The sequence below is a fragment of the Streptomyces sp. NPDC052910 genome (genome assembly GCF_055585605.1).
In genome coordinates, this window is record NZ_JBVJJR010000010.1 from 54922 (window position 1) to 70047 (window position 15126).

Below are 15126 nucleotides of genomic sequence, written 5' to 3' on the forward strand. Positions count from 1 at the left end.
CGCCGTCGCCGGTGGCGGGGGTTCGTCGCGCCGGCGCACCGGCCGGGCGAAAACCGTGAGCCGCACCCGACCAGATGGATGTATGGTGCAGCTTCACGTTTCACAGCGAAAGGACAGGATGGAACAGCGCACGACCCAGAGTGTCGAGTTGGCGTACGAGCCGACGGTGAAGGACTTCCAGGAGGCGCTCGGAGCGCGGCCGAAGGTGTCCCGCGCGGCACGCCGCGGCCGCCGCACGCAGACGGGGATGGTCGTCGCGGCCGCGCTGATCCCGGCCGCGGCGTGGTGCTCCGGCAGTGACGTGCCGGTCCCGCTGCTCGTGGCACTGCCCGCGCTCGCGATGGCGCGGTGGTACACGCCGCGGGCCCAGGCGCGGCAGTTCCTGCGCATGACGGAGGGCAGCGGCGTGCACCGGGTCAGCGTGGCGGATTCCGGCGTCACCGTCACCCACGAGCGGGCGTCCACCACCCTCTCCTGGCAGGCCGCGCCCCGGTACGTGGAGACGCCCGGGCAGTTCGTACTGTTCAGCGGCGACGACAACGCCTCGTGCCTCACCCTTCTGCCCAAGCGCGGGCTGCCGGATCCGGCCGAGGCCGACCGGCTGCGCGCGCTGCTGGACCGCCACCTCGCGCGCGTCTGACCGCCCCGGCCCGGCGTCGGCGCGTCAGGGGCGGTGGGCCCGGCAGGTGGGATCGGCGGCCGGCAGGCGGCCGTCGGACAGGTAACGGTTGACGGTGGTGTCCACGCACACGTCGCCGTAGTCCCGGCCGTAGACCGCGTGCCGGTACGAGCCGGCCACCGTGAGCAGCCGGGAACTCGGCCAGCGGGCGCGCTGGGCGCGGGCCTCTCTGTAGGTGACGCGCGGGTCGCCCGTCGCGTTGACCAGCAGGGCGGGCAGGTCGCCGGGCGCGTCGGCGGGGCGTTCGCGCGGCGGTGACCAGAAGACGCACGGCGTCGGGGCGTTGACGAGGGGGCCGAAGACCGGGTGGCGGGCGCGGCGGCTTTCGACGGCCCGCCGGTGGGCCTCCGGGTCGCGCGGCCCGGGGGTGTCGGCGCACAGGTACGCGGCCTGGGTGCCGGCGTACGCCGAGTCGCGGCCGGTCAGCAGGGCGGGCAGAAGCTCGGCGAGACCCGGATCGGGTTCGACGGGACCGGTCCGGGCGGCCCGGAGGGTACGGACCATCTCGGCGATCTGGCCGTCGACCGCGTCGGTGTCCGCGCCGAGGACCGCGTACAGCAGCACCGGCAGCACATACCGGTCGACCCGGTAGGCGCCCACCGCCAAGGGCCGTTCGGCCGCCGCGTCGACGACCCCGCGGACGGTGGCCAGTACGGCCTCGGTGGTGCGCCCCAGCCCGTACCGCCCGTCGCGGGCGGCGGCCCGGCGGGCCCAGTCGCGCAGGGCCGCCTCGTTCGCGCCTTCCGTGCCGTACTCCGGCCAGGGGGCGAGGTGGTGCGGTTCGTGGACGCCGTCGAGGACGACCCGGTCGAGCCGGCCGGGGAACAGGGCGGCGTAGACCTCGCCCAGGTACGTGCCGTAGGAGACGCCCAGGTAGGAGATCCGCTCCTCGCCGAGTGCGGTGCGCACCGCGTCCATGTCCCGGGCGGCCTGACGGGTGGAGGCGTAGGGCAGCAGCTCCGCCGCGGGGCCGTTCAGGCAACGCGCCGCCAGGTCGCGCTGGAACGCGGTGACGTGCTCGAAGTCCGCCCGCGTCAGGCCGGCCGAGCGCAGGGATGTGCCGGTGGGCCAGCCGCAGTCGATGGGGTCGTTGCGGCCGGTGAACCGGGGGTCGACGCCCACCAGGTCGTAGCGCGCGCCGACGGCGCCCAGGGCGGCGCGGCGGTCGGGCAGGTAGTCGGTCACCGGGTCGGCGGGACCGCCCTCGTTGACGACGAGGGTGCCGATCCGGTGGGCCCGGTCGGTGGCGGGGATGCGGGCCACGGCGACGGTGACGGTGCGTCCCGCGGGCCGCGTGTGGTCCAGGGGAACCGTGACCCGGGCGCAGCGGGCCCCGGCGGCCTCCAGGCGCCGGCCGGCGTCGTCCTGGGCGTCGCGGACGCACGTCGTCCAGTCGGGGGTTCGGGCGGCGGCGGTGGCCGGCGGCAGCGCGGCCGGTGCGAGGACGAGGGTGAGGAGCGCGACGAGGGAGGTGGCCGGGCGGCGGCCGCGTACGCGGCGGGCGAAGGTCACCTTACGAGCGTAGGGCGGCCGCCGTGCCCGTGGGGGCGGTCCGCGGGATCAGACGGACTTCTGCGCCGCCGCGGCGTCCGGGTGGAGGTCGGCGAGGGTCAGCGGGTGCGCGGGCGGCCGGGGCAGGACGGCGTGGCTGGTGGCGGCGTGGTCCGGGCCGACGTGCAGGAGTTCACCCGGGTCGAGCAGGCGCCAGTGCGGGTTGTCGTCCATGCGCTCGCTGGCGACGACGGTGGACGGGACCGCGCTGAGGTCGCCGGAGTGGACGCGCATCCGGCCGTCGCTGCCGCTGTGGTCGAGATGGCGGCAGCCGTGGTGGCCGCCCGCCGGGCGCCGCAGCACGTACAGGTCGTGGGTGTCGGGATAGCGCAGGGCCCACAGGTCGGTGGGGGTGGCGAGGACGAAGTTCAGGGCGTAGAGCGGAAGGTGGTCGGCGATCCACCCGACGGCCGCGGCGATCCCCGCGCCCACGTCCCCGCCGTGGGCGCGGATCTCCCGTGTGATCAGGGCGAAGACACGTTCGGAGTCGGTGTCCCCGCCCACCAGCGACCGGTCCGGACCCAGCCGGGCGTCCAGGGCGTCGAGCCCTTCGACGACGCCGTTGTGGGCGAACAGCCGGCCGTCCTGCGCGAAGGGGTGGGTGTTGCGGGCGGCCAGGCGACCGGTGGTCGCGTAGCGGATGTGGGCGACGAAGGTCGTGGACTCGGTCCGGCGCGCCTGGACGGCGAACGCCCGGTCCGCGTAGGCGGCGAGGGGCGCCTTGCCGATGCGCGGCGTGCCGTCGCGGTCGAAGTGGCCCAGGCCGGTGCCGTCGGGGTCGTGGTGGCTCTGGGCGCTGAGACTGTCGGGGGCGTCGAGGAGCCAGAAGGTGGCGCGGGTGCGTCGGGGGGCGCTGGTGAGACCGAACAGACGGCACATCGGGGGTTCCTCCACAAGCTCGGGGGCGGGTCGGCGGCCGGGATGGGCGCGGGTGTCGGTGACCATGAGTGATGACGCGCGGAGTGGCGGGGTTTCCTTTCCCGGCGGCGCGGTGGGCGGGACCCCGGGCGGCTGCCGGTTCCGCCGGCGTGCGGTGCCGGCTGGGCGCCGACAGCGGGGTCCGGCGGACGTGTTCCTCGACGGCCGGCCGATGGCATTGCTCCCTTCGAGTGGTCCCCGGGCGCCGTAGCCCGCCCCCGGCGCGATCCGCCGACGCGGGCCCGGGCCGTGCGGGCCGCCGTACTCCGGCGGGCCGGTACCCACGCCGCCCGTACGGGCCGCCTACCCGCGTCGTCCGGTACGGAAAAGGGGTGGGCACGGGCGGACGGAAAAGGGGTGGGCGCGGGCCCGCCGCGGTAGGCATCCCGCGTGCAGACTTTCCTCCCGTACTCCGACTTCACACGATCCGCCACGGTCCTGGACCCGCCCCGCCTCGGCAAACAGCGGGTCGAGGCACTTCAGGTGCTGCGGGGCCTGACCGTGCCGGGCTACGGATGGCGGCACCACCCCGCGGTGCGCATGTGGACCGGCTACGAGGAGGCCCTGGTCCGCTACGGCCTCGACGTGTGCGCGGTGTGGGTGGCGGAGGGGCGCGCCGACACCTGCGCCACCACCCTGGTCACCGACTTCGCCCGGCACCGGCCCGGTGCCGCCGTACGTGCGCAGGAGGAGCTCGCCGACGACGGCGAGCTGCCTCCCTGGCTGGGGGACCCGGACTTCCACCGCAGCCACCAGTCGGCCCTGGTACGCAAGGCGCCGGAGCTCTACTCCCCGCTCTTCCCTGGCGTCCCCGACGACTTGCCCTACGTCTGGCCGGCTTCCGACCGCGCTCCCGCTTGACCCTTGGGCCCGGGGCCCCCGGGCGCACCGCCCCTGGGCCCGGGGCTTCGGGGCCCGGGGCCTCTGGGCGCAGCGTCTCCAGCCCGGCGTCTTCAGGCCCGGCTCCCCCCGGACACGGTGCCCCCGGACACGGCCCCCTCGGACACGGCGTCACAGCTTGCGCAGCCTGGTCGTGCGGACGTAGTCGGCGATCTTGTCGCCGACGGCGAGCCCGTCCTCGGCGTCCCAGGGCGGCTCGGGGGTGATCCTGCCCTTTCACGTGAGCCGGTGCGAGGACTCCGCGTCGTACGCGGTGGCGTTCGGCATCGCGGCAAACCTGGCCATCGGGCCGGGGCCGCCGCCCTCTCATCCCTCTCTCCGGACGACCTCCAGAAGCACGGCGTTCCAGTAGTGCACCGGGTCGGCGGCGCTCTGCGGCGGCAGTGCCGCGTGGGCCCGGGCTTGTCTGTCTCTGCCTCTACCCCTGCCGGACAGCAGGACATGCGGGTCCGGCGTCAAGGCGGCAATGCCCTCTTCCCCTTCGCCACGTTGGCGGGCGACCATTCTTTTCCGCCGCTTTTCCGCCACTCCGGGAAGGATCGTCACCGGTTGCCGCAGCGCACCGCCCAGCGGACCGGCCGGCTCCTTCCTCGCCTCCCCCTCCCCCCCGGACGGCTCCATGCCCCTCCCCCGCCGCATCCCGCGTCTTCGCCCCGCCGGTCCGGCCGAGCCTCTGCGCGGCCGTCCGAACGCCGTCCTGGCCGTCGAGTCGATCGCGGTCTTCATGGTCATGCTCGACAACCTGGCGATGAACAACGCCCTGCCGGCGATCGGCGGCGACCTGTCGGTGGGGGTGACCCGTCTGGAGTGGGTCGTCGCCTCCTACACCCTTGTCCTGGCGGCCTTCCTGCCGGCCGGCAGCATCGTCAGCGAGCGGCTGGGGCGGCGCCGGCTGTTCCTGGCCGGGCTGGTGGCCTTCGCGGCGGGTTCCTGGCTGGGCGCGGTGGCGGACGACTGGGCGACGCTCGTCGTCGGCCGTGTCGTCCAAGGGGCCGGGGGCGCGGCCCTGCTGCCGTCCAGTGCCGCGCTGTTGCGTCAGGTGTTCCCGGACGGTGTGCGGCGCGCCAGGGCTCTGGGGTTGCGCGGAGCGGCCGGTGGGCTGGGGCTGGCGCTCGGGCCGGTGGTCGGCGGCCTGCTCGTGGACAGGTTCGGCTGGCACAGCGTGCTTCTCGTCAACGTGCCCGTCGGGGGGTGCCTGTTGCTGTTCGGGGCCTTGTCCCTGCCCGCCGCCCCGCCGCGGCGCGGCCGGTCCCTGGACCTGCCCGGGCAGGTGCTGTCGGCGGCGGGCGTGGGCGGGCTGGTCTACGCGCTCGTCCAGGGTCCCGCGAACGGCTGGTCCGCCCCCTCCGTCCTCGCCGGTTTCGCCACGGCCGCCGTCGCCCTGCCGGCTCTGGTGGTCGCGGAGCGGCGCACCTCAGATCCGGTGATCGACCTGTCCTTCTTCCGCGACCGGCCGTGCGCGACGGCGGCGCTGGCCTGCTTCACGACGAGCCTCGCGCTCTTCGGAGCGATCTTCTTCCTCTCCCTGTATCTCCAGTACGTCCTGGGCTGGTCGGCGGCCGGCGCGGGGGCCGTGTTCCTGCTGGGTTCCGCCTTCATCGTGGCGACGGCGCCCGTGGCGGGCCGGCTCTCGGCGCGCTGGGGTCCGTTCCGGCCCCTGATGGCCGGGGTCGCGTTGAGCCCTCCGGCGCTCGCGGGCCTGGCCCTGTACGGCGAGGACGCGCGCTACGCCCAGTACTGGTGGCTGCTCCCGGTGATCGGCATGTGTGTGAGTCTCACCTTCGTCCCCGTCAACGTCATCGTCGTCGACCGGGTCCGCGGCGGGCGGGCGGGCATGTCGATGGCGATCGTCGAGACGTTGCGGGAGTTGGGCGGGGTGACGGGTGTGGCGGCGCTGGGCGCGGTGCTCAACTCCCGGATGCGCGGCTCCCTCATGGAGAAGGCGCGAGCCGGTCTTCCGCCGGGCCGGGCCCGGGAGGCGGTCGACCGGGCGTTGGCCCACGGGCCCGCGGCGGGGTTCGACGTGCCGGGCGGTGGTGCCTTCGCCCGCTGGTTCCGGCAGGCGTTCGTCGACGGGCTGCACGCGGCGCTCTGCACCGGGGCCCTGGTGACCGCCGCGGTGGCCCTCCTCACGTTCCTGCTGCTCCGCGCGGAGGCGGCCGGCCCGGCCGAGGAGGCGGCGGAGACCGTGCGGCCGTCGGTGTGACGGCCGTGCCGCTCCCGCCGGTTCCGGCTAGCCCGGGGCGGTGGGGCCGTGGGGGTCGTGGGTGATCAGGTCTCCGGGCCGGCAGCCGAGGGCCTCGCAGATTTTCGACAGGGTCGAGAAGCGGATGGCCTTGGCCCGCCCGTTCTTGAGCACGGACAGGTTGACGACGGTGATACCCACGCGCGCCGACAGTTCCGTGAGCGTCATGCCGCGCTCGGCGAGGAGACGGTCGAGGTGGATCCGGATCGCGTGGGGTTCCTCCTCGGGCATCAGATGGTCCCTTCGAGGTCCTCCCGCATGCGCACGCCCTCGCGCATGACCTTGCCCATGATCACCGCGGCGAGACCGGCGAGGACCAGCGCCAGCGGCCCGGACACCGTCGGACCGGAGCCCACGAGCGGCGCCATGCTCCCGACCAGCCAGGACTGTGACCAGCCGACGACGAGACCGGCCAGGGGGGTGCCCAGTGCGACGAACCAGCCGAGAACGGTGAGCCGTCGGGCCACCGCGTCGGTGAACGGCCCCTGCCGCAGGACGGCGTCGAGCAGCCGGGAGAAGAGCAGCAGCGCGAGGGAACCGAACAGCAGCCAGGGCAGCTCACCGCCGAGGTCGGCGGCGCGCTGCGCTATGGAGGGGCCGTCCTGGCACAGACGCGTGGCACTGCCGGACGCCTTCACGCCGTCGGCGATCGGGAGTCGCTCCCCGATCGGGGCGTTGCGCCAGAAGTCCGTCCGCACGCAGACCGCCCCGTCGTCGAGCATGTGTGTGATCCCCGTGCCGATGAAGGCGAGCCCGCAGAGCACCGCCAGCGCGAAGGTCACCGAGGCCAGGGTCTTCGTGAGTCGCGAGTTCATCGCACCCTTTCTTATCGAATATCGATATGCCTCAGGCTAGGGGAGCATATCGATATTCGACAAGTCGACGGTGCCCCGCGCATCGGCCGCCCCTTGAGCATCCTCTGTTTCTCGACTCCCGGGCCTGGCTCTGCTCCCGCCACGGGACAGCAGATGCTCACCGCTCCGGGAGGCACCGCGAGAAGCGAAGAAGACGAACCGCGCCACCTGGGGCTCGTGGCCGGGGAAGGGCGCCGATCGTGCTCAGCGGTCCGCTGCACGGCCCTCGAGCACAGCGAGCGCAGCCTCACTGAAAGCGCGGACCCGGGCGGTGGCACCGTCGGTGGGCCAGACCAGGCCCCACTCGACCGGCGCGGTGGCTTCCAGGCCCACATAGGTGACGTCGGGGCGGGCGTAGTACCTCCTGACATGGGCTCCCACGACGAAGACACCCTTCCCGCCGCCCACGAGGGTGAGGGCTTCGTTGAACGTCGCAACCACCGGGCCGAGGGACACCGGCTTGCCGGCGGGCGTCCGGCGCGGCGCCAGGTCCTCGCGCAGGGAGTCCGGAAGCGTCTCGGGAACCTGCAACACCGTCACCCGGGCCAAGTCCTCCGCGGACACCGTCCCGCGGCGCGCGAAGGGGTGCCCGGCGGGCACCGCGAGCATCCGTGCCTCGCGGACCAGCACCGGCCCCATGGTGACCTCCGCCGTCCGCATCGGATGGCAGGTCAGGGCGGTGTCCGCCTCGCCGGTACGCAACCACGGCAGGACGTCGGACAGTTGGGCCTCCCGGATCCGCACGTCGCAGTCCGGGTGGCGGGCACGGAACTCCTCTGCCGCACCGACCAGTAGCTGGCCCGCGGCGGGTCCGGTGAAGGCTACGCGCAGCAGCCCGGTCAGGCCCCGTCCGGCATCGACCGCCCGCGCGGCCGCAGCGGTGATCCGGTCCCAGGCCGGCTGCAGCTCTTCGTACAGGTCACGCCCCACCGGCGCCAGCTCCACCCGGCGGCTGGTGCGGTGAAACAGCGGGACACCGACGCGGCGCTCCAGCTTGGCGATCGTCTGGCTGACCCGGGCCGTGGAGAGGCGCAGCCGCTCGGCAGTGCGCCCGAAGTGCAATTCCTCGGCAAGCGTGAGGAACGCCTCGATCTCATGCCGCTCCAGCATCCCGCCACCCGGTCCTGTTCCGTCCATCGTTAACCGTCACTTCACGATCGTTGCACACACGGTCGTTGATGCCCCGGGCCGCCCGCAGCAGGATCGCCTTCGGAACACCACCTGACCTGCCAAGGAGCCCATCATGTTCGTCACTTCCGACCGCGCCCTCGCTGCCCACGACAGCGTCGCCGTCATCGCGGAGCTTCGGGACCGCACCGAGATCATCGACGCGCTCTACCGCTTCGGCCTCGGCCAGGACTTGAAGGACGCCGAGCTGTTCGCCTCGTCCTTCGCCGCCGACGCGGAACTCGACTTCCGCCCGGCCGCCGCGAAGTGGGGTGCCCAGCCGCCGCTGATGGTCGGGCGCGACACCATCGTCAGCACCATCCTGGGCATGTTCACCGACCGGGTGGAGACCACCCACCAGGTCACGAACGCACGTGTCGCCATCGACGGCGACACCGCCCGCCTCACCGCCCTCGTGGAGGCTCAGCACCTGCTTGCCGGCGACCCCGCCACCCACGCGCTGCTGAAGAACCCCTACGACGTCGACCTGGTGCGGGACGGCGACCGCTGGGTCATCAGCCGGCTGCGCATCGACAACGCCTGGTTCACCGGCGATCCCACGGCGATCTTCGGCTGACCCCTCCCCCCTCAAGGAACCGGCCGAAAGAGAGAGATGACATGAAGTTCGCAGTCCTCGGAGGAACCGGCCTGATCGGCTCCGAGATCGTGGAAGCACTCACAGCGGCCGGGCACGAGGCGCTCCCGCACGCCCGCTCCACCGGCGTGGACCTCCTCACCGGCGCGGGCCTGGCCCCAGCCCTCGCGGGAGCCGACGCCGTCGTCGACGCCACGCAGTCACCTACCGCCGACGCCACCTCCGCCGACTTCTTCCGCGCGGCGACCGGCAACCTCATCACCGCCGCCGGGCGCGCCGGCGTCCGCCACGCCGTGCTCGTGTCCATTGTCGGCGTCGACCAGGTGCCCGACCTGGGTTACTACCGGGCCAAGGTGGTGCAGGAGGAGCTGTACAAGACCGGACCGGTGCCGTTCTCCATCGTCCGCGCGACCCAGTTCTTCGAATATCTCGTCGAGATCATCTCCTGGACCGGCGACCGGAACGCCGTCCGCCTGCCCCCGACCCCGCTGCAGCCCGTCGCCGCCGCCGATGCCGCCCGCGCGGTCGCCGACATCGCCGCGGGTGCCCCGCTGCACGCCATCCGCGACGTGGCCGGCCCTGACGTCATCGCCCTGGACGACATCGGCCGCGTCACCCTCGCGGCCCGCGGTGACAACCGCACCGTCAGCACCGACGACACGGCAGGCCCCTTCGCCGTGGCCCCCGGCCACGTCCTCACGGCTCAGGACGGCGCACTGATCTGCCCCACCCGCTATGGCGACTGGCTCACCGCCTGACGGACGGCGGCCCCGGAGCCTCGAACGGCCGTCCCCGCTCGCCGCGGCCCGGCGAGCGGCGCGCAGCCACCCGAATAAGGGGCCGTACCGCACGGCCCGCCCGTCACCACCGGACGAGGAGCCGGGCCGGGGCGATGACGTTGAGGCCCGGTTCGCGGACATGCGGCTGGTCCGGCACCAGACGCAGGCCCGGGTGGCGGCGCAGCAGGGTCATGACCGCGGACCGGACGGCGGTGCGGGCGAGGTGGGCGCCGAGGCAGTAGTGCAGGCCGTGGGAGAAGGGCAGGCCGGCGCCCGGAGCGGGGCGGGCGGAATCGTGCTCGTCGGGGCGGGCGAAGCGCCTCTCGTCCCGGTCCGCGGAGGCGATCATGGCCCAGAGGGCGGCACCGGCCGGGATCGGGACACCGGACAGTTCCGTGTCGGCCGCGGCCGTGCGGAACACCCCGAGCGCGGGTCCGCGGCGGCGCATCGTCTCGGCGAAGCAGGCGTCGAACCCGGCGGGATCGGCCGTCAGCGCGTCGCGGCGGCGCGGGTCACGCAGCAGTTCGTCGCACAGGACGGTGAGCGCGTAGCCGGTGGGGCCGATGCCCGCGGTGACGATGTCGAAGCTGATCAGGCTGATCAGTTCCCGTTCGGTGTAGGCGCCCTGGGCGGCGAGGTGGCTGACGAGGTCGTCCCCGGGATGCCGTTCGCGGTCGCGCAGGATGCCGGAGAGGTAGGCCTCCCACTCCCGTACGTCGCGTGCGTACGCGAGCAGGCGGTCGGCAGGCGGGCTGCCGAAGAAGAACTCGCTGACGGCGCGGTGGTAGCGCAGGATCCGGTCGTGGTCGCCGGCGGGGAAACCGGCCAGGTCCATGACGAGGGCGGTGGCGAACGGCCGGGCATAGTCGGCGACGAGGTCGGCCGGCGGTGCGGCGGGGAGCCGGCCGGCCTGCCGGACGGCCGTGCGCCGGATCCGGGGTTCGAGGCGGGCGACGGCCTGGGCGGTGAAGAAGGGGGCGGCGGGCCTGCGGAGCCGGTCGTGGGTGGGGCGGCCGTCGAACCCCATGTTGGGCGCCGTGAACGTGGCGGTCTCCTCGAGGATGCCGCGGACGGCGGGCGGGTGGGCGCCGAGGATGAAGGAGCGGGTCGAGGCCGGGAACAGTTCGGCGTCCTTGAGGATCCGGAGCACGTCCTGGTAACGGGTGACGATCCAGACGTTCAGTTCCTCGCTGAAGAACACCGGCGCCTCGTCGCGCAGCCGCCTGAGCACGTCGTACGGGCCCGCGGGAGACGGCGCGAGGAGCGCCGTGGACACGGCGGCGGACGACAGCGCCGGGCAGCGCGCCGCGGCACGGCCGGCTGTTCCCTCGGGCATGGGACAGGACGTCTCGCTCATGTGCACACTCCCCCGTGACAAGACGGCACCACGCGGGAGTTGCCGTCCCAGGCCGCCGAGTCTCGCAGGCCGGGGCCCGGGCGAAGGCCGGGACGCCCCCTGGCACACGGCGGGCCGGAACCGTTCACGCCGGTACGGCTGAGGACCCACGCGGGGCACGGGCTCACCGCTGTGACGGACCGGCCCACCCGCCGGCCACGGCGGCGGCCGCGCGCCTCCCGTTTCACCGGACGCGCTCCGGCTTCATACGCACGGCGAACGGGCCTCGCCGTCCGGTCGTCCACGTCATTTTCCGTAGCCTTGTGGATCGCTCCCGTCTCTTCCGCGCGGCGGCGGGGACGACTCGACGGGTCCCCCGGAGGGAGCCGCTTCGAGCGGGCGGCAGCGCCGGCGCCGGGGCCGGGCGGTACGGGAGCGCACGGGGGAACGGTCCTCCCGCGGCGGTTGATCCATTAAGCGACCGTCACCGCCGTTTCTCTGATAGTTGTTTCGGTGGGGCACGGGCGTACGCCCGTGGCGGTGTCCCCGACACCGCGGGGAGGGCATGTATGAGCACGACTCAGGATGAGATCCTCGTCGGCGAGCAGCGCGCGGTGGACCACGCGTACGACTGCTACGCCGCGAAACTCGCCGAACTGAGGAGCGGTTCGACGGTCGTCGCGTCGGCGAGCGGCAAGGACGGGATCGCCAACCGGGCCGTGGCGGAGGCCCGGGCCGAGGCTTACGGCGGGCTCGGTGACGAAGCCCTGGTCTTCGCCCGTGTCGACGCGCCGGAGGTCCCGGGGGAAGAACCCCGGCCCTGGTACATCGGGCGCCGTGGCGTGCGGGACGCCTCGAACGAGCCGGTGGTGCTGCTGTGGACCAGTCCCCTGGCGAAGAAGTGGATCGAGGCCGAGCCCGGGAGCCCCGGCGAAGTGATCCTGCGACGCCGGCTCCGCTGCGCGCAGAGGGTTGTCGAGGGCTATTTCGACGAGATAGCCCCGGCACCAACCACGCCCGTACCCTCGACCACGCCCGTGCCCCCGGCCGACACCGTGCCCGGGCCCTCCGCCGTCCCGCAGCCCCGGCGGCCCGCCGACGGCGGAGTGGCGGAAACGCCCCCCGGGGCCCCCGCGGGCGAGGAGCGTCCGCCGGCCCCCACCCCCGGCGACGTCGCGCGACGCCGGCGCCGGAAGGCGTTCCAGGTGGACGACTTCCTGCTGCGAGAGCTCCAGCGGTCGCGCGGCGGCCGGATGCGGGACATCGTCGAGACCATCCGCCGTGACCAGATGAAGCTGGTCACCGGTTCGCCCTCGGACATCCTCGTCGTGCAGGGCGGTCCCGGTACCGGCAAGTCGGCGGTCGGCCTCCACCGCGTGACCTGGCTCGTCGACAACGAGCACTTCACGTCCCAGGACATTCTGGTCGTCGGTCCTCACCAGCGGTTCCTCGACTACGTCGGTCAGGTCCTCCCGGCCCTCGGCACGCGGGACGTCAACGTCGTCCAACTGGACCGGCTGTGGGAGGGCGGGATCACCGGCGAGGACTCCCCGCGGGCGCGCCTCGTGAAATCGGACGAACGCATGGCGGCCGTGCTGCGGCGCCGGGTCGAGCACGACTACCGCCCGGAGGCCCTCGACGGCCTCACCACCGCCCCTACTTTCGAGGGCGACGAACCCGCGGTCGTCGTCACCGCGGGCAGCACGACCCTGCGCGTCCCGAAGTCCGAGGTGCTCACGCTTCTCGACAGGGCCCACGGCGGCGACGGCCCCTTCCGCAAGCGGCGCGACCGCTTCCGGGGCCTGTTCGTCGACCGGTTGCTGCAGGAGCTCGCCGACATCGCGCCGCGGCGCGGACAGGCCGACACGATCCGGCGCGACCTGGAACGCAACCGCCGGGTGGAACGTCTCGTCGAACGCGTCTGGCCGTCGCCCGGCCCCCGGGAGGCCCTGCGCAGCCTCTACGACTCCGCCGACCTCCTGCGGGCCTGCGCCGACGGCATCCTCGGCGAGGACGAACAGGCGGCCCTGCTGCGGACCCGCGCCGACAGCGCCGACGAGGATCCGTGGACCCTGGACGACCACGTGTGCCTCGAAGAGCTCCGGGTGCTGATCAGCGGCGACACCCCGCCGCGGTACGGTCACATCGTCGTCGACGAGGCCCAGGACCTGACGCCCATGCAGGCCCGTGCCCTGCGACGGCGCTCCGCCGTCGGCGGCTCCATGACCGTCCTGGGCGACCTGGCGCAGGCGACGGGCGTCCACACCCCGACGAGCTGGGACGTGCTCGGGACGCTCCTCTCCGATCACGGCGACTGGAGTGTGGCCGAGCTCGACACGAGTTACCGCGTCCCCACGGAGATCATGGAGTTCATCGCCCCGCTCGCCCGGGCGATCGCTCCGGGACTGCCGTACCCGCGGGCCGTCCGCGCCGTGGGGGCGGACGCCGTACGGACCGTGGCGACCGAGCCGCGGAAGCTGCTCGACGACACCGCCGCCCACGTGGCCCGGCTCGTCGGCACCAGCGACGGGACCACCCCGCGCTCCGTGGCCGTCATCGTGCCCGACGACCCGGACTGGCCGACCGCCGTCGGCCGCGGGATCGCCGAGCGCGCCGACATCGGCGAGCGGGACCGCGAGGCCGTGTCCGTGCTGACCGTCGCCCAGGCCAAGGGCATGGAGTACGACCACGTCCTGGTCGTCGAGCCCGCCGAGATCGCCGACAGCGGCCCCGCCGGGCTGCGCCGGCTGTACGTGGCCCTCACCCGCAGCACCCAGAGCCTGACCGTCCTGCACACCGCGCCGCTGCCCGAAGCGCTCACCGGCCCGGGGGACGCGGGGGCGCCGGAGGCGTCCGCGGCCCCGCCGGAAGGCACGGGGGGACGGCTTCCCCGGATCGGCACCGACGTCCGGGTCGAGGTCGTGGACCGCGCTCCCGGCGGCCGGTACCGGGTCAGACCGCTGTCCCCGGTCATCGACCGGCCGCTCGTCCTCACGGTCCGCCACGGTTCGGTTCCCCCGCGGCGGGGCGAGAAGCTGGACTGCTGGGTCTTCGCCAACGAGACGAACCAGACCATCCTCACCGCCGACCAGCGCGGCCGGTCGCCCGTCTCGGAGCGGATGGCGGGACGGTACGTCGCCGCGCTGAGCGTGCCGGCCGAACTCGCCGGGGGCGCGGGGAACGCGGGTGACGGCCCCGATGCCGTTGCCGATGGCGTCTCCGATGCCCGCGGCCGTCTCTCCGAACTCCAGGGGATGGCGAACCGCGTCCTCCGAAGGGACCAGGCCGACTGGGTCGACGTCCTCCACCTGCTCGGCGACCCGGACCGGGAACGCCTCGGCGTGCTGCGCGACCTCGCCGCCTCGGCCGGCCGCGCGCTCAAGGAAGGAACGCTGGAGACAGGCCGATTCGCGGAGGAGCTGGCCGCGTCGGGCTGGGCAGGGCCCCTCGCCGCGGCACGCCGGGAGTTGCTGTCCCGCTTCGCCACCGCCACCGAGCCGGACCCCGGCGCCCGGCCGGACCCCGGCGACGCGACGTCCGGCGGCCCGGTCCACGCCGCTCCGCCGCAGCAAGCCGAGCAGAAGGAAGAAGGACAGATGAGCACCGCGGGCACCCCCTCCGCCTCGCCGGCCCCGACCGCGAAAGAAGGCTTCCTCCGCGCACTGGAGGTGGCCGCCGAGACCGACCGCGCGTGCAACAAGCACGAGGCGGTCCGCCACGCGCTGAAGGCGTCGCTCCTCTGGGCGGACCTGCTGCCGGCCGACTCACCGGTCGTCGACGTCAGTTGCGTCACCGACCGCGGCCTCCTCCTGTACGAGGCCCTGGGCACGGGACGCTCCACCTACGCGGACCTCCGCTCGGGCGCCACCCGGCTGCTGGAGATCAACCACACACTCCCCACGCCGGCCGACGGGCTCTACCTCGTTCTCCCCGAACCACCCGCCGAGGACTGGTCCGTGGACACCATCCGCGACGTCTTCCGCGTCAACGTCATCTGGCGCGGCCCGAACGGCTGGACCGGCGAGGGCGCGGACATCGCGCTGGGCCCCTCCGGCGCGTGACCCGGCGGCGGGGGCCGCTCCAGTGTTCCGGGCGGCCGATG

At 74.0% G+C, this 15126-nt stretch carries 12 protein-coding genes; 6 read left to right on the forward strand and 6 right to left on the reverse strand.

The annotated features are described in order from the left end of the window. The first annotated feature begins 118 nt into the window (after positions 1–118). The gene (locus ACZ6X9_RS28540) at positions 119–640 is read left to right on the forward strand and encodes a YcxB family protein (RefSeq protein ID WP_469780884.1); all 522 of its coding nucleotides are present in this window, start codon (positions 119–121) and stop codon (positions 638–640) included. Positions 641–664: 24 nt separating this feature from the next. On the opposite strand, the gene ACZ6X9_RS28545 is transcribed toward ACZ6X9_RS28540, so the two are convergent. Further along, positions 665–2191, reverse strand: a complete 1527-nt coding sequence (locus ACZ6X9_RS28545; RefSeq protein ID WP_469780885.1) for an alpha/beta fold hydrolase — start codon at positions 2189–2191, stop codon at positions 665–667. Between the two features lie 48 nt (positions 2192–2239). Next, a complete protein-coding gene (locus ACZ6X9_RS28550; RefSeq protein WP_469780886.1) occupies positions 2240–3109 on the reverse strand; it encodes a class II glutamine amidotransferase in 870 nt (289 codons plus the stop codon). 429 nt (positions 3110–3538) lie between these two features. Here ACZ6X9_RS28550 and ACZ6X9_RS28555 point away from each other — a divergent pair, with 429 nt between their 5' ends. Both ACZ6X9_RS28555 and ACZ6X9_RS28560 read left to right on the forward strand, forming a co-directional pair. Then, entirely contained in the window at positions 3539–4009 is a 471-nt protein-coding gene (locus tag ACZ6X9_RS28555) for an MSMEG_6728 family protein (protein ID WP_469780887.1), read from the forward strand. Between the two features lie 658 nt (positions 4010–4667). Continuing rightward, complete coding sequence (locus ACZ6X9_RS28560; protein WP_469780888.1) at positions 4668–6254, forward strand: DHA2 family efflux MFS transporter permease subunit; 1587 nt, start codon at positions 4668–4670, stop codon at positions 6252–6254. 27 nt (positions 6255–6281) lie between these two features. Here ACZ6X9_RS28560 and ACZ6X9_RS28565 read toward each other — a convergent pair whose 3' ends face one another. The 3 genes from ACZ6X9_RS28565 to ACZ6X9_RS28575 form a co-directional block, all read right to left on the reverse strand. Continuing rightward, entirely contained in the window at positions 6282–6524 is a 243-nt protein-coding gene (locus ACZ6X9_RS28565) for a helix-turn-helix domain-containing protein (protein WP_469780889.1), read from the reverse strand. Further along, entirely contained in the window at positions 6524–7108 is a 585-nt protein-coding gene (locus tag ACZ6X9_RS28570) for a DUF2975 domain-containing protein (protein ID WP_469780890.1), read from the reverse strand. Before ACZ6X9_RS28570 ends, ACZ6X9_RS28565 begins: the two co-directional genes overlap by 1 nt. Positions 7109–7351: 243 nt before the next feature. Next, positions 7352–8257 (reverse strand): LysR family transcriptional regulator, encoded by a 906-nt coding sequence (locus ACZ6X9_RS28575; protein WP_469780891.1) that lies wholly within the window; start codon positions 8255–8257, stop codon positions 7352–7354. Between the two features lie 133 nt (positions 8258–8390). Here ACZ6X9_RS28575 and ACZ6X9_RS28580 point away from each other — a divergent pair, with 133 nt between their 5' ends. Together ACZ6X9_RS28580 and ACZ6X9_RS28585 are read left to right on the forward strand one after the other, a co-directional pair. Beyond that, on the forward strand, positions 8391–8891 hold the full coding sequence (locus ACZ6X9_RS28580; RefSeq protein ID WP_469780892.1) for a nuclear transport factor 2 family protein: 501 nt from the start codon (positions 8391–8393) through the stop codon (positions 8889–8891). Positions 8892–8932: 41 nt separating this feature from the next. Beyond that, on the forward strand, positions 8933–9667 hold the full coding sequence (locus tag ACZ6X9_RS28585) for an SDR family oxidoreductase (RefSeq protein ID WP_469780893.1): 735 nt from the start codon (positions 8933–8935) through the stop codon (positions 9665–9667). A 103-nt stretch (positions 9668–9770) separates the two neighbouring features. Here ACZ6X9_RS28585 and ACZ6X9_RS28590 read toward each other — a convergent pair whose 3' ends face one another. Next, positions 9771–11045 carry a cytochrome P450 gene (locus ACZ6X9_RS28590; protein ID WP_469780894.1) on the reverse strand — a complete coding sequence of 425 codons (1275 nt, stop codon included), beginning with the start codon at positions 11043–11045 and terminating at the stop codon, positions 9771–9773. Positions 11046–11593: 548 nt separating this feature from the next. Between ACZ6X9_RS28590 and ACZ6X9_RS28595 the strand changes: the two genes are divergently transcribed. Further along, on the forward strand, positions 11594–15085 hold the full coding sequence (locus ACZ6X9_RS28595) for a HelD family protein (protein WP_469780895.1): 3492 nt from the start codon (positions 11594–11596) through the stop codon (positions 15083–15085). Positions 15086–15126 lie beyond the last annotated feature (41 nt).